The following is a 23088-nucleotide window of genomic DNA, read 5'->3' as shown; positions in this document are numbered from 1 at the left end:
CTTTTTATAAATAAAACGATTGCATATAAATTGTGTTTTGTAGAGCCTTAGGACACTCATCAATGATGAGTGATTAAAACAATAATAAGGATACTAAAACAATGAAAATGCGTTTAAATCTAAGCCTTTTCCTAATTTCTACCGCTCTTAGTCCAGTTGCGCTTGCAGATATTACATACCCTGACGGCTACTACCTTGAAGCTGAAGGACTCAACGGAAATGCGTTAAAAGACATGCTCGGTGTCATTGCTGCTCGTGGGCAAAAGCAATTATCGTATACCCAGGTATGGTCGGCATTAAAAGATACCAACGAAGACCCGAATAACTCGAATAACGTGATTCTGTATTACAGCGGCCGTTCACAATCTAAAGATTTTACGTCGTCGGGAAATAACGACAAAAATGCATGGAACCGTGAGCACCTTTGGCCTAAATCTTTTGGTTTTAAGCGTAAAGATCAGTGGGGCTATACAGACATTCATCACCTGCAACCCACCGACGCAGAGATTAACTCTATCCGCTCAAACAAAGACTTTGACTTTGGTGGTTCGCCATTGAGAAAGTCGCCGTTGAACAAAACCGATTATGACAGCTTTGAACCTAGAGATGCTGTAAAGGGTGATACTGCTCGTTCGATTTTCTACATGGCCGTACGTTATGAAGGTAACAACGCAAACATGCCTGATTTGTATCTGGTTGATGATGTTTCGAGTACGTCAGGCAAGCCTAAGGTTGGAAAGCTATGCACATTACTTCAATGGCATAACGCCGATCCAGTAGACAATTGGGAGCGTAACCGCCATGAAAAAGCCGTGCAGTGGCAAGGTAACCGTAACCCATTCGTTGATAACCCAAGCTGGGTAAATGATATTTATGGCAGCCGATGTAACGGTTGATTGGTCGCTTTGTCGTCTGAACAACGCTAAGCAGTAGGTATGCCTCTGTAATTCGTATTAAAAAGCCATCTTCGTGATGGCTTTTTTGATGTGAATCGGTCTTGGTTTTTAAGGCTATTTATGTACATTGTCTGCGGTATGAAGCTGAAAAATTAGCTATCGATGCTATAGCTTCTTGTTATGCACCTTTTTCGACGAACATTTGCTTGTACGATTTCGTTTGCAAGGCTGTGGATGTTAAGCCAAATTTATTAGCCAAAACTTCCAACTCAACTTTGTAGGCTGATAACGTAGATTCATCATCAGTCATTATTGCGAATTCGGCAAAATCACCGATACCCGGCAAGGAATCAACGGTAATATGAAAATCTCCAACAAAGTAGATACTCCGCGTTTTCTCCGCTTTTAGTACCACTTCAAATCCCATAGTTTCCAACATGCTCCGAGCTTTCGAGGCGTCAGTAATATTTGTCGCTTCACATCGGTCTGATTCGGGTCCTTTGACTATCCACAGCTTGATACCTGAAGGTTCCATCGTTCGAATACACACGCTTTTGTTCTCGGCATGCAAGGCTTTATCTGATAAATCAAAATACCAGTCACATTCAACATTATCTTCGAGCATAACTTCGTGAGGAATTAACCGTAAGACTTCGAGGAAGTCCGATCTCGAGTCAATCCGATACTTTAGCTCAACTTCGTATTTACCTTGGAAGTGATTGTGGTCCATAAGCTACTTCAACGTAAAAATGGAATTCTAACATAGGAGTAAATGGTAAAACTTGAATAGGCGCATAGTGCCGTATTAAGAAGGTGTTCGTGCCGGTATGCTTAATATCCCGTTAACTCCATATAGCCCGTACCAAAGTGTGTTCCTTCAATAACGACTGGCCCCTCCCAATAGGGTACCGACAGCGGCATTTTAGCATTTGGATTGAGTGCTGAGACAGTCAGTTCTATTTTTTGAGTTGGAATCGAAACTTGCCACTCTGTTGGATAGTCACGTCCATCGATTTCAGTTTGCCTAATAGCAGTTAAGCTGATGTCTTGCTGTGAAATCGCAACGCCAGAGCCATCCTGCTTCATTAACCTTGCGTGAGCATAACTGGCTTTGCCTGATGTTGAGTTGCGAAGCTGAAATACCACCAAACTGGTTTCATCACTCAGCCTTAGCGCAAACCAATCCCAGCCTTGTTGCGAGTCGAGTAAAAACTGCGAGCTCCATTCTCTGTCTATCCAACCTTTACCAGACACCTGATGTGTGATGCCATCAATAGTTACTTCGCCTGATACATCGATGAATGGTTGGCTGTAGTAATAGGAAGCCACTTTGCCATCGCCACTTTTGGTGCTGTAGCCTAGCTCGCCTTGCTTTTGATAAGGCGCGTTGCTGGTTAACTTAAGCGAGTAGCCAAACTGATCGGAATTAGCGTTCAAGGTTGCGGGGAATAGATCATCGCTTGAAGAGTTCCATTGCCAGTCATCAAGATAGACACGAAATGGGGAAGCGCTTACACCTGCCAGTTCTGCTTGGTCGCGTGACCACTTCTCATCAGCGTAGTGTTTGTCTTTAGTGGTGACAGCACTGTGCGCCATGTAAATCTGCTGGCTTTGCCACGTGGTTTTCTTAGTACCATTGCCACTGTCCTGTGGTGCAGCCGCGAAGCGGAATTGTGTCCACTGCACGCCTAACGCATTGCCGTCTTCATCAATTAAGTTTGCGGTTAAATACCACCACTCATGACGAAAATCAGGGTGTGCTTGATGGTCGGCAGGGAAAGTGATGTCGATACCTTTTACTACCGGAGAAAATTGCGTTTGATCGACTACCGTTTCATTCTCGGTTTGTGTTTCAGTACCGAGTATCGAACCCATATTTTGAGCGGTTTGTTGTGTGGATTCATCGCACCCTAAAAGGAGCAAGATGCCAAGTGTGAGAACGAAAGCTCTTGTTGGTTGAGTCATCACAACACCTCACTCTGTAAACTGGATACCACGGGTTTACTGACCAAACGCCACAGTGGAATTAAGGTCGCAATCACCGCCACTAGAATGGTGATGGCTGCGATGCTGAGTGCATCACTCCAATTCCATACATAATTTAAACTCCAACCAAAGGCGCGTAGGGTGACGATATCCGTCAACACATAACCGACCATAGCGCCGAGCGGTAAGGCGATAACCAGAGTGAAGGCGACCAGAACAACGATTTGCCCGACCACCATCGCCATCAATTTTCGCTGACTAACACCGAGCGCATACAACCTTGCAATAGCGGCTTTACGTGCATCGAGCAACATGAAACAGGCGCAGAACAACCCTATTACCGCGACCATTAAAGTAACGCCATTAAGCGCTCGAGTGATGGCAAAAGTTTGTGAGAAGATATCTAAAGCGATCGATTTGATCTGCGCTTGATCGTAAAGCTGACTTGGGTGCAGGTTCAGTTGCTGGCGCAGTTGTTCGTACACCACTTGTGGGTCGCCAGATACTTTGATTCCCAAGCTGGAGGGTAAGTCAGTAAATCCGCTTTCGAGCCATAGACTAGGCGCAAGTAACACTTCACCATTCGGTGAGCCGTAATCGTGGAAAATAGCCCCGACGATGAGTGTTTTGTCTTGGATCGCGTCGAGCTTGAGTTGGCTTCCAAGGGACAAGCCGAGCTTCACCGCAGTGGGTTCGCTGATCGCCACCAATTCACCTTGGTAAAAGCGTGACCAGAAGTCATCAACGTGAGATTGGAACACCATGGTTTGCTCAAGTGTGTCTTTGTCTTTGGTGCCGAGCAAAGTCGGTAAACCCTGCAAGTTATCATCGACGTAGTATTGCTTGTAGACGGTTTCAACATTATCAAACTGTTCTAACGCGCGCTCTACATTGGCGATTTCACCTTGGGCAGGGCTAACGTAAATATCGGCATGTAAGCGTTGTTCAAGCCATTGTTTCAAGGTGGATTCAAAGCTGCCGACTAAGGTATTCATTCCCATGTTAGCGGTAACCGCTAGAAGCAGCGCCATCATGGCAAGGGATAGGGGAGATATTAGCTCTCTCAGTTCTGCAAAAAGATATTGTATTAACCCTGACTTGGTGCGCTGTTCGCTCCAACTTGCTAACACGCTGAGCGTTTTGGGTAGATATAAAGGAATCGACACCACTAACACTCCAAGCCAAGCCATAGTGAAGCGATGATGTTCGCTGAGCCATAACCCTGCTAACGCGATAACCGTCAGAACTAACCCGATAGTAAACAACTGGTTTTCGTTTGAAGCCTCTGGCGCTTGGTAAAAACCACCATGAGAAGAGAGCGGTTGTCGAATACGCTGCTTAAAGTGTTGCCAACATGCGACTAACGTAGCCGCTAGCGTGAGTAATAAAGCCTGCACTAGCCATTGCCACTGCCATGTGCCGGGAAGCAGTGTTGTACCATAAAGTTGCTCAAGCGTTATCGCGACGGTTGGATGTAGCCAGTGGCTGAGTTGAATGCCGAGAATGAAACCAAGTGATGCGCCTAGTGTGACTAAAACCGTGAGCTCTATTAGCAGAGCTGAAAACACGATGATCGGCGCAACCCCAGCTTGCTGAATTTGTACTAACAGCCGATTTCGCTTGAGCAAACTGTACTTCACACCGTTGTAAGCGATGAACAGGCCAACCAAAAACGCCAACAAACTCATGGCGGTGAGATTGAGGTGAAAGCTATCGGTAATTGCACCGAGATCCGTACTTTGGTTGTTGGAAATCCATTGCCCCTGTTTGCCGATAAGGTTTTGCCACTTATCCTGAGTATTGCTGTTAGTGTCGCTCTTAGTGTCAAAAATAGCGATATAGCTCAGTTGTCCTTGCTTGTTAAGCAGCTGCTGAGCGAATCCAATGTCCATCAACATTCGGCTACCCAGTTGCCATTCATCAGGCAGTACCACAACTTGGGTGACTATTTCATCGAGAGTAAGTGTATCTACTTCGCCTAAACTTTGATGTTGCGATTCGCTCATCATCACTATGGGTTCACCCGCCAAGAGTTGCGGCAAAGGTAAGGCATTGTCGAACAGGGATATGTTTTGACTGTCTTCTGGCGTTCTATCGTTTTCGGCTAGCTTGTCGCTAGAATAGCGAGATCTTGAGGTGAGAGCTGCGATCAACTCACTGCCTTGTACCGACCAACGACGACCTTGTTCGTCTCTCACTCGCCCTTCAATCACGGGCAGCGCTGCGCTTAATCCATTTTTTCTTAGCTTAAAATAGAGCGATTCCGGCAAATAGTTTTGCCCTGCTGGTGGAATGATAAGGTTCTGCGCTTGAGCGCTAAGTTGCTCGGTCGATTCTGCATAACTGCGCTTGGCATTGAGGTTGATGGCTTGCACTGCGACAAACAAGGTGACCGCTAGCACAATGCCGATCAGAATCGCTGCGGCTTGCAAGGGCGATTGGCGATAGTGCGCCGTGAATAGGTTCAGGGTGAGCTTGGTGTGTGGAAGCCAAGTTTGAGCGAACTTAACTTGCTTCATTGGATTGCTCACAAGATTGGTGTTGATTCAGTTTTAGATCTACGTTCTTTAAACAACCATCATCTAACACCAATTTTGTCTGCATAAAGCTGGCGCATTCTGGGCTGTGCGTAACCAACAGCACGGCAGTGTTACCTTGTGTAGTGATTTCACTCAGCAGCTTCATAACCTCTATACCTGCTTTGTGGTCGAGGTTGCCTGTGGGTTCATCGGCAAGCAGTAGCTTAGGTTTATGGGCTAGCGCACGTGCGATTGCCACTCGTTGTTGTTGCCCGCCAGAGAGCGCTGATACATGCCTATCGAGCAATTCACTGATGCCTAACGCTTCCACTAAGTAATCACACCACTCGTCCCATTTTTGTTGATTTAAATGGAGAGGGAAGGCGATGTTCTGTTTTACGTTGAGTGGCGTTAGCAAGTTGAACTGTTGAAAGATAACGCCTAATTTTTGATGGCGGAATCGGCTCCATTGTGGATCTTTCCAATTTGATGTGTTCTCGCCATCGAGCCACAACTCTCCACCAGATAGTTCGCCACCGGATAGAGGTTCAAACCCCGCAATGATATTCAGCAGAGTACTCTTTCCACTGCCACTCGCCCCTGTCAAAGCCACGCTTGCCCCTGTAGCCAAAGCGAAGTCGACATTTTCCAGCACGTGATGGGTATCTTTGCCATCAACAAAGCTTTTGCTGGCATGTGTGAGTGTGACAATAGGGTTTTCCATTTCCTTTCCTTACAACCAAAACTAACCATCAAAAGGTGTCGTTACTTGTGGCAATTACCGAAGCGATAAGTTCTATGAAACTGTAGACAATAATTTAAAACATTAGAGCGATTTATATCGAATTATTAATAACTTGTACTTCGAAAAGAGGGAAATAGATCAGTGTGAGGAATAAGTCAGGTATTAATTAGAGATTTGAATCTATACAGAGGCCTTTGGGCTCCCGATATTCTACTTTTCCACAGCTAGGAAGGTGATTCTTTTGTTCTGATTAATCCTATTGTCATGTGGTAATTTGTAGCGTTGAACTTTTCATCGTCGGCTTCTCGGAATCTTAAGAAGTAGTTTGGCTATGGTTAATCTAAAGAGATCATCAGTGATCTTGAAATAAAAAGCGCCTGATGGAGTATATCAGGCGCTTGACGTTATGAGTTTCAACCTATGACTGGAACAACTGTTATTTATTCGGAGGGTTCAACGGTTTCTGGGCTCTTTCCCGGAACCATCAAAGCCATTCCTTGACTAAGCAAAATCAAAAAGACAAATGCACCTAAAGTTGAACGCATCGCATCTAAGCGACCAAATATAGCGATGGATGCAATGATTTTCTGTTCATCTTCATCGATTTGACGCTCTTCCAAGACATTGAGTACCGTTTGTTGATGGGTGAATGGAATGCTTTGCTCTTCAACAATCATTTGTTGTGTTACTACAGACAGTGAAGCATCTTCAAGGGTATTCATTTTAAATGAAGAAGAATGAGCAAACGTTAGAATCGTACCCATAACAGCGAGGCCCATTGCTTTGCCAAAGTTACGTGATGTAGCTTGAATACCACTTGATTGCTCTGCATCAGATTGAGCCACCGATGTGGTGATAATTAATGGGCTATGAGCTGCAAATATGCCGCACCCTAAGCCAAAGATGACGTTAGCATAGTAGATAAAGTAGCTGACGCCTCCAACTTGGTATGCCATTAGCATCATCACAACTCCAATGATGCATAACATATTGGCACACGTCATAATAAGTTTCGTTGATCGTCCGTATAACAGAATTGGAGTAAGGATTGACCCTGTGACCATGCCAAACGCATTAAGTCCGACAATAGTTCCAGATTGAAGGGCTGAAAACTCGTTACTGAATTGCAGGTAAGTGACAGTTATAAAAGCCATTGTTGGATACAAAGCATAGGTCATTGCACAGAAGAACATCCCAAACCAGACTCTTTTATTGCTACGTAAGCTGGCAGGAAAAAGCGTCCGTTCACCTCGCATATCTAGTGTAGATTCCCAATGGAAAAACCACTTAAAGGCTATGAGCCCTAACAGGAAAAGAAATGGAACTGGGGAATAGCCGAAGATATTTATATCTCCTTTTGCTTCAATAAACCCAAACCTTTCAATATTCAGCAATGCAATGATGGTAGAAAGCAGAGCAAGCGAGGCGATGACCATTCCTTTTGCATCAAATTTGAGGTTTCTGTCTCTTGTCCCTTTCTTTAATATAAATGAAGAACCAATAGCAATTAGTGAGAACAAAGCGATCAATGCGTAAACCGCTCTAAAGCTGTAAGTATCTAAGACCCCTCCTAAAATTATCGGAGATAGCATCCCCGTCAAGCCAATACTTCCAGAAATCACGCCAAAAGCAATCGCCTGCTGTTTTCCTTTGTAAAAAGCCGTGCAGTAGCCAAAAACCGCAGGTATCAATAAACTTCCCCCAATACCTGCCAGTATACGAGCACCATAAGTAAACTCATACGTAGTGGTAGCAAACGTAGCCCATAGTGAACTTAACACAAGGATGGACATACCAATCTGAATTTGACGCCGCCAGCCTATAATCAAGCCAAGCATTCCACCAGCAATCATAAATGTTGCGCCAATCATGGGATAAATAGTATTGGTAACTTGCAGTTGAGAAAGGGTGAAAGAGAGTTCGGTGACGAGGGAATCTGCGGACAGCATTAAGGTAACATTGTCTAAAACAATGATGGTTTGAGCAAGAATAAGAGTAATGAGCCCGAACCAATTCTTACGGGATTCAGTTAATGATGGTCTCACGATGTCTGCGTTCATAGAATACAATCTCAAATAGAAACACTTAACATCCAACTTGTTTCAGTATTTCTAACGGTACACCTACACGGTCTGTTCCTTACGTGTATGTAGAGCTATTGCGATAGCTACCTAATTACATGCATTAGCGATCAAAAGAAGTAATTGTACGTAAGTAGTAGTTCCGCTTGGTCGCTTTGATGCTCAAATGATTCCGTTGCGTCGTCAAAGTACTGGTTATACGTTATTTGAAGCCAGTGCTTTCTGTTTTGTGTAATAGGAGACTGAAGTGAATACTCAATCATTAAGCTATTTACTGTGCCCAAGTCTCCACCGAAATCTAGGCTCGTAAAGTAAGGATTGAATTGAAAGTTCGCACCGTTCTCGTTTAAATAGAAAGTATTCAAAACATTGGCTTGGACACCCCAACCGTTCTTATCTGCAAAACCTGGATAAGCATAACTATCATCATTTTGGGCGTAAACGGCCATAACGTATGGGAAGACTAACCAGTTATTAAGTGGTGTCACTGCTCTTGTTACTGCGCCAAGTGCAAACATACGTTCGGTAAGGTCATCTTGCATACCGCGTTCAATGTAATCGAAACTGACGCCCGCAACAGGGAATCTATCTGAATCAATGTGAGCAAGTTGAAAGTACCTCGTTCTAAATTCAGTGATTTCAAAATCTGTGTCACCATGGCCGTTAGAAATTACTTCGTCAGCTTTTAGCTCAGCTTTACCAAGGAAGTAGTGCCCATTGTTGTATTGACCTGATTGTTGTATCGCGACTTGAACGTGGTTTAAGTTCTCATGATTAACACCTTTCACCCCGTATGTGGCCTCGAACATATTTGAAACTTTAGAGTGGTCACCCGGGTCTGGTGATTCTGGGCTTAAGCTCTCGTCACTGTAAGCAGAGAAAGAAATTAATAAGGATCCTAAAGAAATGATTGTTTTTTTCATCATTAAACCTTGTATATTTTGATTGGAATTATGTTGGTGAAAATAATAACCCAAACAGTTATACAAAGAGGGTAATAGTGGCTATTAGAATTTACTAATAGTCAGTATGCGATATTAAAAATACATAATAATAGTTATTACCGCTTATCCATATCTAAGAAGTAAATGGAAATATATATTAAAACCACAGACAAAAGAGGCATCTACTTAGATTAATAAATAATATAGAGGTATTTATGTGCACTACATTTCAAGTAAGAACTGAAGATCAGAAATATTTTCACGTTATGAATATGGAACTATTTACAGCGGCAGGCTCTAGAATGCTTGTCGCCCCAAGAGGTCATCAATATAACTCGGAAGGACCTGAAGGCTTAAAGCCAATGAGTTGGGTTGGCAAATATGGCGTTGTAGGTAACTCACTCGGTCCAACCGAGCGCTTTCATGGCGCAATGAATGAAAAAGGCTTATCTGTTACTGGTTTGTACCTACCGGACTTTACTGAGTACATGACCGTGTCTGAACAAGATAATGGAAACTTTATTACCTACGTTCATCTTATTGATTTTGTTTCTTCGCAATTTGAATATGTTGAAGAAGTCAAAGCTGCACTTGCCAAAATTAAAGTCTGTGACCAAAAAATCCCGGAATTTGGTAATGTTTCCCAACCTATTCACTTCGCAGTTTATGACAAACTGGGATATTGCCTCGTGATTGAGTTTGTCGGTGGCGAAATGAAGCTATATGACAACCCATACGGTACTTTAGCCAATGCTCCAACGTTCGACTGGCATCTGGCCAATCTTCGTAACTATACCAATATCAGCAATACTGGGTATTTAACCACTGAGTTTAGAAAGGGTGAAACAATTCTACCTCTAGGGGCTGGAAGCGGTACATTAGGTCTACCTGGAGATGACACCGCGGCAGGTCGTTTTGTTCGCGCTGCATTTTACTCAAACCAAGTAACACCAAAAAATTGGAATGAAGGCATGGTTGAAGCCATCCAGTTATCCAATAAAGCAACCGTAACGAGTGGCTCTATCAAATACAACGGTAAAGGGTTTGGTATTGATGCTGACGTTTCCAATGTCTGTGCTTGGCGCCATATCGCTTCTAACTCAACGGGTGTCTTTTTCCAAAGCCATTATGGAACAAACTCTTGGCTGAAGTTCGATACAAAAGAGATCGATTTTGATACTCCTGGTATCCGTTCTATGACTTATTTAGATACCACTCTCGAGTTTAAAGACTTGAGTAACGAAATCTAACTCTGCGAGCTTTGAATAAAAACACCGCGGTCAAGATATTGAACGCGGTGTTTTCTATTATGTGTAGGGGCAGACTCTTCAACTAATCAAGCTTAGCTATCTTATATATCTCTTCTCTCATCCAGCTATGTTCGGGATCATTTTGCATTCTTGGGTGCCAATATAAGCAAATATCAACCATGAATGATAAGCTATCATCCACACTGTATATGCCATCATGCGTATCATAGATTTCAGGTAAAAAACCAAGTAAATCATGATCAATAATACCGTCTTTAACTTGATCTAAAGTTAGAGCTCTAAACGCGACATTTCGTTTAAGGTCTAAAGACGTAAAGAGGCTTTCCGCTAACTTTTCTGCTTGGCCTATTCCCGACAACGCAATGAAGTTTTTTTGTGCCAACACTGTCATATCGTTATCGTGTTTTTTTATGATAGGGTTTGCCGTGCTATCGTACAGCTTATAACGAATCCCACGAAGTTTACGTACGTGAAAATCTTGAGGGACGCTTGAAAGGTTCCCGAGCACAAAGTCAACTTGCCCACTAGAAAGCTCTTCAAACACATGATGAGTTCTTGGTACCAGTTCAACTTCGTATTGATTGATATGCGAGCTTGTCCACGTGACAAAACGTTTCCCTAGGTAACCATTCATCTCACTGGCTGCGACAATAAACTTTCGTTTTATCTCTCCCGGAGTGAAATCTTTAATATGATAAATGTTGTTCATTGCTGAAAACATGATTTCTAACTCAGGTAAGATTTTCTCGGCTGCTGGTGTTAATACCATTTCATTGCCACTTCTAACTAATATCTTATCTTGAAAAGATTTACGTATCTTTGCTAGATATTGACTCATACTAGATTGGCTAATATTGAGACGATTTGCTGCATTCGTAACATGGCATTCTTGTAATAAAATATACAATGGAATTAACAATCCAATATCATTAGACATACAAGAACGTATTAATTTGTCATTCATCATGAGCCTATCTTTCAAACATTATATTTATATTCTAGACACATTATAAAATGACTATACCTACTATAAGCAATACATTATTTCTCAAACCATGACCTGAGAATACAATTCCCTTGTAAGTTTCATAATTAACTACCTCTGGGAAATAATCATGACAAAATTAAACACCTCTACAGGTGACCAAACTTCTGGCAAAGCCAAGTGGCTGGTATTGCTTGTTCTTTGTGCTGCGCAGGTAGGCACCAGCGGAGACAATGCTGTTGTTGGTATCGCAGCAAGCGAGCTCATAAATGGTCTTGGCGCCAGCATGAGTGATGTTCAGCTTAGTAACGCTATGTTCAGTCTAATGACTGGTGCCTTTATGATTGCGGGTGGCTTACTTGGCTTAGTCTTTGGCTGGGTAAGATCTTTCCGTATCGGTATCTGTCTTCTTATTGGCGCTGAAATTTGTGGCGCTTTTGCTCCGAACATTGAAACATTCATATTTGGTGCTAGGGTCATGGCTGGTCTCGGTGCCAGTCTCGCTATTCCGGCGGTACTCGGTATTATCGCTGGTACTTATAACGGGAAAGATCAAGCTATAGCCTTTGGTGGCGTAGCCGCTGCAAGTGGTATCGCTTCAGCTGCAATGCCTTTAATGGCTGGCCTTTTAATTGATTCGTTTGGCTTAAGTGCTGCAATGCTTGCTATGGCAGTCTATTTTTCTGGTGTCCTAGCGGCTTCGTTTAAACTCAAAGAGCTTGAAATTACTCATAAACCGAAAATCGACATCTTCGGTATCGTTCTATGTGGTATCGGCTTAGTTCTCTTTATCATTGGGGCACTTAAGATTCCTGAGCTAGGGCTTTGGGCTCCAATTACTGACGTCAATGTCTTTGGTATCAGCCCTGCACCGTTGATGATTGCCCTTGGTTTAGTTGTTCTATCTGGTCTATACGTCTGGGAAGGTAAGTTTGAAGCTACCTACGGTAATTGTTTGTTGCCTAAAGCTATCGTAAATAATAAGCAAGTGATTGTTGGCCTGATTCTAGGTGGCGCTTTCTGGATCGGTTTTGCAACTCCGGCTGTAGTGTTAGTCCCTCATATGCAAATCATTGGTGGCTCAGGTGCAATGGCTGGTGCCATCATTGGGGTATCATTGGGGTATCATTGGCGATTGGTACGGTTATCACATCTATTATTGTTCCACAGCGTCTTAATCACCTGACAACACGATTTGTATGTACGTTGGGTTTAACTCTGGGTGCAGTTGCAGCAATCATATTATCACTAGGTCTATATAGTGATGGATATTCATTAGCATTCCTTATTCCAGGCGCAGTTTTGATGGGTGTAGCTTGTGGTTTAATGGCGACGCAATGTTCAATTATTGTTACTGATGCCTTGAATGAAAAAGACGCACAACAGTCTGGAGGTATTCAAGCGGCAGCACGAAATGTAGGTTACTCTATTGGTATCGCTATCATGGGTGTAACTATGCTTCTAACAATGTCTAACGGCTTCAAATCGGAAGTAAGTGATTCAAGTGTTATCACCAATGAAACGAAGCAAGTTATCGAGCAAATGCCGAGCATTAATTTCTTAGGTGATGATGCCTTTGAGGTTTTGATGAGTGATAAGGTGTCTGCGGAAGATATGGTTGAGTTACATGAAATCAACGCGACTTCTCGTATGGAATCTAATCGTGCGGCGCTCTATTCTGTCGCGGTATCATTCCTATTAATGTTATTTGCAACCCGTTTTCTTCCTAATCGCTCGCTTATGATTAATAAAGAAGAGACTGAAAGTAGTGAAGATCCGGTTACGGAAAAAGTTTCTGCTTAGTCTAAGCTTCATATTTTTTGCGTGTTGTAATGACATTTAGTTCTGGTAAATAGCCACTCTACTAAAGGCTACTTATCGTTTAAGTCGTGATAATCTGCAGATAGGCCTCACATTGTTGAGGCCTATTTTTATGTCTGAACGGTCGAAAATATTACACGTTACTGAAAGGAGAGCTGCACCATTATGAGTGAGTATTCTGTTAGTGATGTTGTTATAGGAATCGCTTTGTGCGATTGAGTCTCAGGGTCAAGGCCACAGTGTTTGGTATTGTCGTGAATATGCTGACTGACTATGGTGAGATTGATTTTGTTAGCGGTAATATTTTTTGCTTTTTCTAAATCGGAAGCAATATGATCTTGCCATCTAATCGCGTGGTTTTCGATTCAATGATATCAATCGCGGTTTGCACTTCATCGAATAGCAGATAGCGGTCAACGTCGAGCTGTATGTCGTTTGTGATGAAGTGATCTAGCATGCTTGTGAACTTTTCACGGCGAACATCTTTGCCTTCAGCCTCTTCCCAATAACGTAAAAAGAAGGTACTGAAATCGATGCCTTGGCTTTTTGCTTGCTCAAAAAAACGTGGCTCGTAAAAATCCAGAGAAAGCGTGCCATAGTTGATAAAGCGCCCTTTGTTACTAAGAGTATGGATAAGCTCAGTTCCGGGCGAACCGCCAATCGCATCGAAGGCAACGGTCGGCATAGGCAAGTCTAACGCCTTAATTTGAGAAACTAAATTATCATTTGCATCTAACACCCAACTTGAAATTGTCGGGTATCGTTTCGGCTGTGATGTAACGACAATGATTTTGAAGCCGAGTGATTCTGATAATTGAGAGAATATCTTACCGATGGCTGAGCTGCCCGCATTGATGATCAACACATCTTCTTGGCTTAGCTTAGCCACGTCTGTCGTCAGAACCCACGCGGTTAGCGCATTAATGTACAACTGGCAGGCGTAGCCACTTTCTAGATGCTGAGGAATTTGGAACAGATCATCTGGTGATACATCGACATAGTTCTGCCATGTTCCACTGGTTGCCACGAGCACGCGCTGATTTACTGAAAACTCAGCAATACTGGACTCTACAACCCTTCCGACCGCTTCAAATCCCGGAACTCTCGGTGGCTGGTGGCTGTGCTTGTACTGCCCAACACCATAAATCGACAACAGATCACTAGGATTGATGTTGGTCGCCTCAACTCTTACTCGAACCTTATCCTTATCTAGTGTCCCTAAAGTGACATGTTCTAGCTTGAGAGACTCCTTCGGCTGACCGAAGCGGAACTGGCTAATTCGGGTATTTTGCTTAGTGTCAGTCATAGTTCGGGCACCTTCGTGGTTTATGAGCACTGCATCGACTTTAAGTATAGCGTGTTCATAAACAGTCTAGGATCGGTAATCTTGTTCAACATTGGTGGAGTTGGTAAGCAATCGTCATCGACGTAGTCGACATAATCGGCCGCAGAATCAAAGATCAAAATATCCAAGGCCAAACGATCCAATCCGTATCTACCTCGATGGATCATATCCGCTGAAAACACCAATAAGTCGCCCGCTTCTAACGGTATCTGCTTGCCACCAGAGATATCATCGCTGCTCACTTTACCATTTTCTTCTTGGCGAACGTTGTATTCTTCTTCATTGTCCCAGCGTTTGTGTGTTCCGGGGATAAGCTCCATCCCGGGTTCATCAAATAGTGGTACACGGAGGTGCAATACTTGAGTTTCCATGATGACTTTCATCTGGTCATCAATGTCGTAGTCGTATTGACAGTCGCGATGCCAGAAGTCTTTTTGTTGCGGGTTCACAGGGTTGAAAAACAGCTGCGTGTTCATGAAGGCAGGTTTGTTCGGTATTACCGCATCGACCACTTCCATTACTTTTTTTGAGCTGATGAAGTCAAACAGTACGGTTCTATCGTCGGCGGATAGATACTCGCTTCCGGTAATCAAAGATGAGTTAAATGCCTCTTCTTGATAGAACTCTTCGTTGTCTGCTTTCCATGATTCATGGAATTTCAGCACGACTTTTCTAAGCGATGCAATTTGAGCTTCATCGAAATAATTTCTGATAACAAAGTAACCATGTTCGTCGTAACGGTCACTTAATTGTTGGCTGTTTTCTACCACTTACTACCTTCGTTCATTCTTTACCGTGTAATAACCACAGATTTCTTGGGCGCATAATGCCAGACAGTCGTCATTCAACCAAGTAACTTAGGCTTTCCTTCTTACACTTACCTCTATGTTTACATCAAACAATACGAGCGCGACAAGCACGCTCTTTACAGTTGTATTTGTGATGTGCGTTGAGTTCATTCTAGTTATCTTTACTGGTTTGAATTCAATAGCATTAAATTCGCAGTTATTGCTTTGACGCTAATTGCTAACCTTCAAAAACCCAGTTTTGCCAGCTTTGCATACGTAGAATCACTTTACGCACGATAGAGAACATTTCCCATTTCGGTGAATACACGGCGACATGCGCATCTGTTCCTGCAGGGATAGGTTGACCATTCAATAGCTCTGGTTGAATAAGCTCAACTTTCACTAAGACGCGACCACCGACTCTCTGAAGAGGATCATTTAGATTACCCGAAGGTGTGACGGCACCTTGTTTGAAGATGTCTAATACATCCACGACTTTTGCTCGGTAAGCGTGGCCGGGAATCGTTTTGAAGGTCACTTCTGCTTCGTAGCCGGGTTTGATATAACGCGCTGGGTTTTGTTTGAATGCTGCGACAATGGTTTTAGATTCGTCATGCACAAACGTTAGGTTCCCTTGGAAAGGAACGACACGGCTTTTCATGCCTGGGCGCAACGCTACCTGTGTGACATAGCCATCTGTCGGCGCAACAACCAATGTTTTATTGAGGTCGAACTGAGCTTTATCGAGCTCGGCAAGGTGAACTTTTTTTGCGGCCAATTGTTGTGCAATCTTCGAATCCGCCACGTTAAGTTGAATATGGTTTTGTGCCTGAACTGCTTTGAGTTCTGCAATGGAGTCGGTAAATTTGTCTACTTTTGTTTGAGAGGCAAAATCACTTTTTGCCAGCTCGATAAAACGGCTCAATTCTTTTTCATTGAAGACAAGTTGAGCTTGTGTTTTTTTGATTGATTCGCGGATGTTTTGCTTTGATAGAAGCAGTTCATCAATGGCGGCTTTCGTCGCGGTTACTTCCGCTGTGGCTCTGTCTACACTTGCTTGGAATGGTGTCGGATCTATTTGGTACAAAGGGGTACCTTTCTTCAAAGCAACATTACCTTGCACAAAAACATCGGTGACTTCACCCGAAACTTCGGATGTGATTGGGGTAGTAACACTATATACGCCAGCGACTCTTGCTACTGGCTGATACATCGCCATGTATAAGAATATCCAACCTACCAAGAAGGCTCCGATGACAGTCGCGGTTGTAATTGTCCATTTGTTTTTAGGCAGCTTTAATACACGGAATACAATCACACACAGTGCGATATAGCTTAAAATTATCAAGGTTTCCATTACTGCTCTCCCTCGGTTTTTGCTTGCAGCGCATCGATACGTTTTTCCAGCTCATCGAGCTTTGATTGTTCGGTATTCGTTGCTCTCAAAGGCTCACTCAACATGGCCCACACCCAAAGTAGTGGCCACATTACATGTAAGAAAAAGAGGCTGACCCAGCCCGCTACGTGGATGGCATCTTGATGGGGGTGATTGCGTTTTACAGCAATTTCATAAGGAATATCGTGAATAACAACGAGTCCGTACACTAAGATCAGTAGTACGAGGATCAAAATACCCAAAGATAAGTAATCTAAAGTAAGGTTCATAATGTTCTCTCTATTACAGATGAAATCGACCATTAATTTCAGCAGAATTAGAGAGCATAAAAGTTAACCCTTACCCAATCGATAGGGTAAAGGTTAAATGACATTTAAGTATTACTTAATCCAGAGTGCGTTTTGGCTTAATTAGATATATAAGGGGCTTAATTGGAGAGGGAGTTTAAGTGAGGGATTGAGTGGCGGAAATCAACGCGTCGCGAAACCACTTATGTCCGTTGTCATTACGTTGAGAGTGATGCCAAGTCATATAAATGGGCACTGGCTCAGTTGAAAATGGCAACTCAACAATTCGATATTGATCGTTTTTGGACACTTTCTCTGCAATGGAACTCGCTGTTACACACAGCCACTCTGTCTGGCTAGCCAATACCAATCCAGTGAGTGCGGAACTTGTTTTGTAGGCGACCCTTCGTACGGGCAACGGTACGTTACTGACCGAATCAAGGGTGTAGTTATTCATTCTTTGTGTTTGCCAAATGATGTGTTCTTCGGCAAAAAATTGCTCCATCGTTATGCTGCCTTGAATGCGAGGGTGACTTGCATTCAGTACTACTACAAGGCGTTGTTCAAACAGCTTCACGTTGTCGTAACCATGTTCTTCTAGGGGAACGGTAGACAAAATAACATCGACTTTGCGTTGTCTTAAATCGGCTTGTCGTGATTGTTCATCAAGGTGTTCAATGTCAGCTTCCATGTTGGTATTGGGAGCATGCTCGGTTCGATACTTGGTTAGTTCGGGAACGACCAATATATCGATGTCTTTGTGGCTGGATATTCGGAAGGTACGGCGACTATTTTGGGCATCAAAGTGTTGGCGTGACTTAGACCCATTTAAGAGTAAATTCAAAGGCTCTTGCACTTCTGCATGCAACTCAATGGCAAAGTTTGTTGGTGCAATTCCGCGTCCTTCTCGTATGAACAAAGGGTCGTTGTATTGTTCTCTTAATCGGTTGAGGGATTGGCTTACCGCCGGGGCTGAAATGCCTAATGCTTCCGCTGCAACGTTCACACTGCGTGCTTTCATTACCGCATCTAGGGTTTTGAGAAGATTGAGATCCATTAAACAAACCATTTAAGCTAACGTTAACAATAATTAGATTATGGTTGAATCTAAGCTTAATACTAGTCATCGATGCCGTGCTTATCGATTTCCTGACAGTAAATTAACCCTTATGTTGTGTTACTGAATTGGTGGCAGTTTCTTTGTTTACCTGTTCACCTATCTACTTTCAGCTTTATGTTTTTCAGGATCAAAGAGAGTAGTACGCCTCTTTGAATAATGCCGTCCACACCTAAGCTGATGTGAACGTTTTTGATGACGAGTAAACCAATGGTTTGTCTTACTGGTGCTATCACTATATCGCAGGTTGTGGCGCTGAGTTTGTTTTGTGATTTTGCGTTAGCGTCTGAGGGTTAGCAGTTTCAGCTTCGTCTGGAGACGTAAAATGCTTATCTGTTAGCGTCACGGTCATTGATTCATGTTTCACTGTCATGGTCGAAGCTTCGGGTTGGGCTTCATTTCTCGTCGCAGGTTCAGCGAATGCCATTAGTGAGGTTGTAAATACGATTGTTGCGAGTGCGATTTGAGTGAGTGTTTTCATTTGGCTGTATCCTATTGAGTAAAGGTAATTACGAATAGCTGATACGTGCACTATAGAAATTATGTGGAAGTGGTTCTTATCATTTTACGCCACCGTAAAACTTATACGGCGGCACAACATATTTACTGAGGTTATGGCTTTTGATGTATAACTTCGAACATATAGCTTTGGATATGTAGGTAAGGTGATTTGCTAATTCCTTCACGCTCTTCATTCATTGTTGGTGGTATCACCCATTTACTGCCACATTACTAAGACCGCGGCGATAGAAAGCAAAATCAGTGCAAGAATGTCTTTGCGAGCAATGCTTTGCCCCAACCAGAAGTAAGAAATCAATACCATAAAGACCACTTCGATTTGCCCTAATGTTTTTACATAGGGCACGGCTTGAAGTGACATTGCGCTAAACCAACCGAGAGAACCGATAACACTCGCTAGGCTTGTCATGACGACCAGTTTCGACTTCTTGAATATCAGGCGCAGCGTGTCGCGTTCTCTGAAAAAGAGATACGTACAGATGATCACTGTCTGAAGGGAAATGACTAGGAACAGCACCCATGCGGCGCTATGAGGGAAGGGGAGGCCGATGCTCAAGCTGGCTTCTCGAACCCAAAGAGACGTTAAAGCAAAGGCTGTACTGCAAGCCATACCTAACAAAAACACTTTGGGAGAAAGGCTTCGCCAGCCAGAAGAACTGCTCATTATGAGTACGCCCAAAGTACCAATAAGTACACCAACCCAACCTGTAATAGTCAGAGCGGTGCCAAAAAACAGCACGGACAATACCGCTGAAACTGGAGCTTCACATTTGGCGAGTCCGGCACCTATCGCATAGTTCTCTAGCTTAAATAGCATCACCATCAAGCCTGTCGCAAGGATCTGCATAATCGCAGCAGCAACAATGTAGAACACAAACTCACCGGAAAAACTAGGCGTGGAGACTGGCTGCCATTGGTACAGCGAATAGAGATAAATAAGCGCGATTGGGCCAGCCCAAATAAAGCGAGCTAACGTCACGCCAGCCACACTCATTGTGCCCGCTAGTTTACTTTGAAATGCATTGCGCCAAGATTGGCTGAAGGCTGCGAGAAGAGTAAAAGCTATCCAACTAAAAGACATGACGCTTCCATGTGTTATGTAATTTTATGATTATCTTAACAAAAAATCACATGATAAGAAGCGACATGGTCTATTTATAGCCAGAGGCTCACTTTTACTCTCTATTCGGTATTCGAGCGTTCTTGAAAAGATCGACGTTTTTTTAAAAGATAGGCTCCTTCTTGTTTTTGAAATAGAACAGCGCGCTGATCGAAACGAACAATAAGGTGAAGTAGTAGAAGAACGAAGACAGTGAAGCCAAGAAGTCGAGGTTCTGTTCTATCTCTTGTGCGGTGTAGCCTTGAGACACTAACTTATAGTAGTAGGCATATAAAATACCGATCAAACCATACCCAAGGTTAAACATCAGGCCTTTGAAACTGAGAACGGTGGCTCTGTTGTGTGATTCCGTCTTTTTGTTCAGATGGTAGCTGATGAATATGTTCATCGTCATGATGATAAAGATCAGTACCAGTGCCGGGAGCACACCATAGATCGACCAACCTAAGCTGATCCAATAGTAGGTCACCATGCTCGCTAAACCCATGACCACAATGAAGGTTTTAGGCTCGATGCTTTCTGCCAACCTACGGCTTTGTCCTGCCAATATGATTTTGAGTAAACTGATCCCCGCGCCAATAAAACCGAAGTAGATGATAGGGATATCGATGGCAAGATAGTATTGGCTGTTCATGGTTAGGAACATTCTCGAGGTGTGTTCGAACAAGCTGTAGTACAGCAAGATGAACAGCACGTAAGGCGTAGCAAGTACCCACTTACCTGTGTCAGCCGTTAATTTAAGGCTGGCAATGGTGGTTGCTAATTTGGTTTGATCGCTTGGCATCACCTTTTTCTCTTCGCGCATGTTAACCGCGGCATAAATGGCGATCATCGCGACAAATAGGGTTGCGAAAACAGGAATGCGCATCAGGTCTTTGGTGCTTTCTGGCTCTGCTAATCCGAGAGCATGAAAGATGTTCGCCATAAAGTTTACATCGTACATTGCAGCACCAATCAAGGTGACAAAAATCCCCACACTAGAGGCGACACGAAGCTGGATTTGTAACACTCGCGGCCATAATTCTTCGTTACCTTGGTCTTTCAAGGTGTCGTAAGCCAATGCCTCGTCGGCTCCACTGGCTAACGCCATCGCTAAGCCACTTAATATCCGGTTAACCAGAAACACAATGAAGACTAGATTGGCATCTCCAGTCGGTCCAAGAGCGATCATGGCGATCTCAATGAACATCACAATTGAAGAGAGCACCACAAGCTTTTTGCGCCCTAAGGTATCCGCGAACGCTCCTGATGGTACTTCCGCAAGCACAATGGTAGCCGCCCAAACCACATTAAGCATGGCAAACTGAGAAAGGGTTAATCCGTAATCTAAATAGAGTAAGGTGAAAATAGGGTAATAAAAACGCGCAAAGTAGCTGCTTCTAAACATCAAGAAGTAGCGGACATTGGGAATTTTCAGGATTTCTTTGAGCGTCATGATAATTTCAGTACTTTAAATAACACATTATTATGTATAAACCGTTTTACCTTATAAATCATGGAATTGTTGCCATAATCCAGAATTAAGTGATTTCGATAATCTTCTGGCTCTCTATTCCTCGTCGGTTACAGATTCACTCCTCTTCAAATCACCATCCTATCCATTTATTTTGTTGTGATCGTTTCAACGTGTAAGACTGATTTTGGTTCAAGATCGAACTTCTACAACGTCGCTCTCGTATTTACATCTTATTGTATGATTTAATTGTTGGTAATAACGATACGCAATGAATCCAATGTAATTGAGGAAGCGAGCATGATCTTAGAGTCATTCAGTCTGGAAGGGAAAGTGGCGATAGTGACGGGCTGTAACACAGGGCTTGGGCAAGGTATTGCATTAGGCCTAGCAGAAGCAGGTTGCAAAGTTGTCGGTGTTAACCGTACAGAGCCTGAAGAGACTATTGAGAAAATGAGTGCAGCAGGTCATACGTTCCTAAACGTTCGTGCTGACCTTCTCGATCAAGCGTGCATTCCCGGGATTATTGAGCGTACTTTGGCTGAGTTTGGCCAAGTCGACATCCTCGTGAACAATGCAGGAATTATTCGTCGCCAAGATGCTATTGAGTTCTCAGAGCAAGATTGGGATGACGTAATGAACGTGAACACCAAGACCGTGTTCTTTATGTCTCAGGCCGTTGCAAAGCAGTTTAAGGCTCAAGGTTCTGGTGGGAAAATCATTAACATTGCATCGATGCTCTCATTCCAAGGTGGCATTCGAGTTCCTTCCTATACGGCTTCAAAAAGTGCGGTGATGGGAGTGACACGTGCGATGGCGAACGAATGGGCGCGCGACAACATCAACGTCAATGCGATAGCACCCGGTTATATGGAAACGAACAATACCCAAGCTCTGCGCGAAGATGCTGTGCGTAATCAAGCGATCCTTGAGCGCATCCCTGCTGAACGCTGGGGTAAACCGCAAGATATCGCAGGTCCTTGTGTGTTTTTAGCCTCATCAGCATCGGACTACATTAACGGCTATACCATCGCTGTTGACGGTGGTTGGTTAGCACGCTAATTGGTTTTTTATTCTAAATTTTGAGTTTGCAGCAATCTTGCAGGAGAAGATAAATGAAAATCGCTTTAATGATGGAAAACAGTCAGGCAGGTAAAAATGCCATGGTTGCAGCTGAGCTAGAGTCAGTGGCGGGTGGCATTGGCCATGATGTTTTCAACTTAGGTATGACAGACGAGAACGATCACCACTTAACGTATATCCACCTCGGTATCATGGCGAGCATTCTGATCAACTCAAAGGCTGTGGACTTTGTTGTGACTGGTTGCGGTACAGGACAAGGGGCTTTGATGTCACTGAACCTGCATCCGGGTGTGGTCTGTGGTTACTGCCTAGAGCCATCAGATGCTTTTTTGTTTAACCAAATCAACAACGGCAATGCTATCGCTCTTGCTTTTGCTAAAGGCTTTGGCTGGGCTGGTGAGCTGAATATTCGTTACATCTTCGAAAAGGCTTTCACTGGTGAGCGTGGCCAAGGTTACCCGTTAGAACGAGCAGAACCACAACAGCGTAATGCAGCCATTTTGAATGAAGTGAAAGCGGCGGTGGTAAAAGACAACTTTATTGATTCGCTAAGAGCAATCGACCAAGATCTCGTGAAAACAGCGGTTGGCAGCGAGCGTTTCCAACAATGCTTCTTTGAACATTGCCAAAACTCAGACATTGCGGATTACGTTCGTTCACTTTTAGATTAACTTTATCAAGAGCTTACTTAGCTGCTAGATGAAGATAGAAAAGAGGAGCCCTGAGGCTTCT

General features: G+C 43.4%; 21 protein-coding genes. 6 read left to right on the top strand and 15 right to left on the bottom strand.

Translation table 11 applies throughout. The features are described 5' to 3' along the window. The first annotated feature begins 101 nt into the window (after nucleotides 1–101). On the top strand, nucleotides 102–896 hold the full coding sequence (locus tag QWZ07_RS03970; RefSeq protein WP_102280484.1) for an endonuclease I family protein: 795 nt from the start codon (nucleotides 102–104) through the stop codon (nucleotides 894–896). Nucleotides 897–1074: 178 nt separating this feature from the next. Here QWZ07_RS03970 and cyaB read toward each other — a convergent pair whose 3' ends face one another. The 6 genes from cyaB to QWZ07_RS03940 form a co-directional block, all read right to left on the bottom strand. Then, nucleotides 1075–1626 carry a class IV adenylate cyclase gene (gene cyaB, locus QWZ07_RS03965; RefSeq protein ID WP_102280486.1) on the bottom strand — a complete coding sequence of 184 codons (552 nt, stop codon included), beginning with the start codon at nucleotides 1624–1626 and terminating at the stop codon, nucleotides 1075–1077. A 101-nt stretch (nucleotides 1627–1727) separates the two neighbouring features. After that, the gene (locus QWZ07_RS03960) at nucleotides 1728–2861 is read right to left on the bottom strand and encodes a lipocalin-like domain-containing protein (RefSeq protein WP_192853491.1); all 1134 of its coding nucleotides are present in this window, start codon (nucleotides 2859–2861) and stop codon (nucleotides 1728–1730) included. Next, a complete protein-coding gene (locus tag QWZ07_RS03955) occupies nucleotides 2861–5401 on the bottom strand; it encodes an ABC transporter permease (RefSeq protein WP_192853492.1) in 2541 nt (846 codons plus the stop codon). The genes QWZ07_RS03960 and QWZ07_RS03955 overlap by 1 nt, the downstream gene beginning before the upstream one ends. Next, nucleotides 5388–6125 (bottom strand): ABC transporter ATP-binding protein, encoded by a 738-nt coding sequence (locus tag QWZ07_RS03950; RefSeq protein ID WP_192853493.1) that lies wholly within the window; start codon nucleotides 6123–6125, stop codon nucleotides 5388–5390. Before QWZ07_RS03950 ends, QWZ07_RS03955 begins: the two co-directional genes overlap by 14 nt. Nucleotides 6126–6586: 461 nt before the next feature. Next, nucleotides 6587–8206: an MFS transporter gene (locus tag QWZ07_RS03945; RefSeq protein WP_192853494.1), complete on the bottom strand. Its 1620-nt coding sequence runs from the start codon at nucleotides 8204–8206 to the stop codon at nucleotides 6587–6589. A 131-nt stretch (nucleotides 8207–8337) separates the two neighbouring features. Further along, on the bottom strand, nucleotides 8338–9150 hold the full coding sequence (locus QWZ07_RS03940; RefSeq protein WP_102280492.1) for a hypothetical protein: 813 nt from the start codon (nucleotides 9148–9150) through the stop codon (nucleotides 8338–8340). 236 nt (nucleotides 9151–9386) lie between these two features. Between QWZ07_RS03940 and QWZ07_RS03935 the strand changes: the two genes are divergently transcribed. Beyond that, on the top strand, nucleotides 9387–10421 hold the full coding sequence (locus tag QWZ07_RS03935; protein ID WP_102280494.1) for a linear amide C-N hydrolase: 1035 nt from the start codon (nucleotides 9387–9389) through the stop codon (nucleotides 10419–10421). Nucleotides 10422–10503: 82 nt separating this feature from the next. Here the strand turns inward: QWZ07_RS03935 and QWZ07_RS03930 are convergent, their stop codons facing one another. After that, complete coding sequence (locus QWZ07_RS03930) at nucleotides 10504–11409, bottom strand: LysR family transcriptional regulator (RefSeq protein WP_065111458.1); 906 nt, start codon at nucleotides 11407–11409, stop codon at nucleotides 10504–10506. 148 nt (nucleotides 11410–11557) lie between these two features. Here QWZ07_RS03930 and QWZ07_RS03925 point away from each other — a divergent pair, with 148 nt between their 5' ends. Then, the gene (locus QWZ07_RS03925) at nucleotides 11558–12613 is read left to right on the top strand and encodes an MFS transporter (protein ID WP_225998488.1); all 1056 of its coding nucleotides are present in this window, start codon (nucleotides 11558–11560) and stop codon (nucleotides 12611–12613) included. Continuing rightward, a complete protein-coding gene (locus QWZ07_RS03920) occupies nucleotides 12556–13230 on the top strand; it encodes an MFS transporter (protein ID WP_290254590.1) in 675 nt (224 codons plus the stop codon). The genes QWZ07_RS03925 and QWZ07_RS03920 overlap by 58 nt, the downstream gene beginning before the upstream one ends. A gap of 334 nt (nucleotides 13231–13564) precedes the next feature. Here the strand turns inward: QWZ07_RS03920 and QWZ07_RS03915 are convergent, their stop codons facing one another. From QWZ07_RS03915 to QWZ07_RS03880, 8 genes are all read right to left on the bottom strand, one after another. Then, nucleotides 13565–14554 (bottom strand): zinc-dependent alcohol dehydrogenase family protein, encoded by a 990-nt coding sequence (locus QWZ07_RS03915; RefSeq protein ID WP_192853495.1) that lies wholly within the window; start codon nucleotides 14552–14554, stop codon nucleotides 13565–13567. A gap of 20 nt (nucleotides 14555–14574) precedes the next feature. Next, nucleotides 14575–15363 (bottom strand): phytanoyl-CoA dioxygenase family protein, encoded by a 789-nt coding sequence (locus tag QWZ07_RS03910; RefSeq protein ID WP_192853496.1) that lies wholly within the window; start codon nucleotides 15361–15363, stop codon nucleotides 14575–14577. Nucleotides 15364–15619: 256 nt separating this feature from the next. Beyond that, nucleotides 15620–16738 carry an HlyD family secretion protein gene (locus tag QWZ07_RS03905; protein WP_192853497.1) on the bottom strand — a complete coding sequence of 373 codons (1119 nt, stop codon included), beginning with the start codon at nucleotides 16736–16738 and terminating at the stop codon, nucleotides 15620–15622. Continuing rightward, a complete protein-coding gene (locus QWZ07_RS03900; protein WP_102291407.1) occupies nucleotides 16738–17046 on the bottom strand; it encodes a DUF3302 domain-containing protein in 309 nt (102 codons plus the stop codon). The genes QWZ07_RS03905 and QWZ07_RS03900 overlap by 1 nt, the downstream gene beginning before the upstream one ends. Nucleotides 17047–17221: 175 nt before the next feature. After that, entirely contained in the window at nucleotides 17222–18121 is a 900-nt protein-coding gene (locus QWZ07_RS03895; protein WP_017108982.1) for a LysR family transcriptional regulator, read from the bottom strand. Nucleotides 18122–18416: 295 nt separating this feature from the next. After that, a complete protein-coding gene (locus QWZ07_RS03890) occupies nucleotides 18417–18662 on the bottom strand; it encodes a hypothetical protein (RefSeq protein ID WP_192853498.1) in 246 nt (81 codons plus the stop codon). 237 nt (nucleotides 18663–18899) lie between these two features. Continuing rightward, complete coding sequence (locus QWZ07_RS03885; RefSeq protein WP_192853499.1) at nucleotides 18900–19781, bottom strand: DMT family transporter; 882 nt, start codon at nucleotides 19779–19781, stop codon at nucleotides 18900–18902. A gap of 142 nt (nucleotides 19782–19923) precedes the next feature. After that, nucleotides 19924–21255, bottom strand: a complete 1332-nt coding sequence (locus QWZ07_RS03880) for an MFS transporter (RefSeq protein WP_192853500.1) — start codon at nucleotides 21253–21255, stop codon at nucleotides 19924–19926. 318 nt (nucleotides 21256–21573) lie between these two features. Between QWZ07_RS03880 and kduD the strand changes: the two genes are divergently transcribed. Together kduD and QWZ07_RS03870 are read left to right on the top strand one after the other, a co-directional pair. Next, nucleotides 21574–22335 (top strand): 2-dehydro-3-deoxy-D-gluconate 5-dehydrogenase KduD, encoded by a 762-nt coding sequence (kduD, locus tag QWZ07_RS03875; RefSeq protein ID WP_192853501.1) that lies wholly within the window; start codon nucleotides 21574–21576, stop codon nucleotides 22333–22335. 53 nt (nucleotides 22336–22388) lie between these two features. Beyond that, complete coding sequence (locus tag QWZ07_RS03870) at nucleotides 22389–23027, top strand: RpiB/LacA/LacB family sugar-phosphate isomerase (RefSeq protein ID WP_192853502.1); 639 nt, start codon at nucleotides 22389–22391, stop codon at nucleotides 23025–23027. Nucleotides 23028–23088 lie beyond the last annotated feature (61 nt).

Origin of the sequence: Vibrio lentus, from assembly GCF_030409755.1 — a bacterium.
GTDB lineage: Bacteria > Pseudomonadota > Gammaproteobacteria > Enterobacterales > Vibrionaceae > Vibrio > Vibrio lentus.
This window is presented reverse-complemented; position numbering and strand designations above follow the sequence as displayed.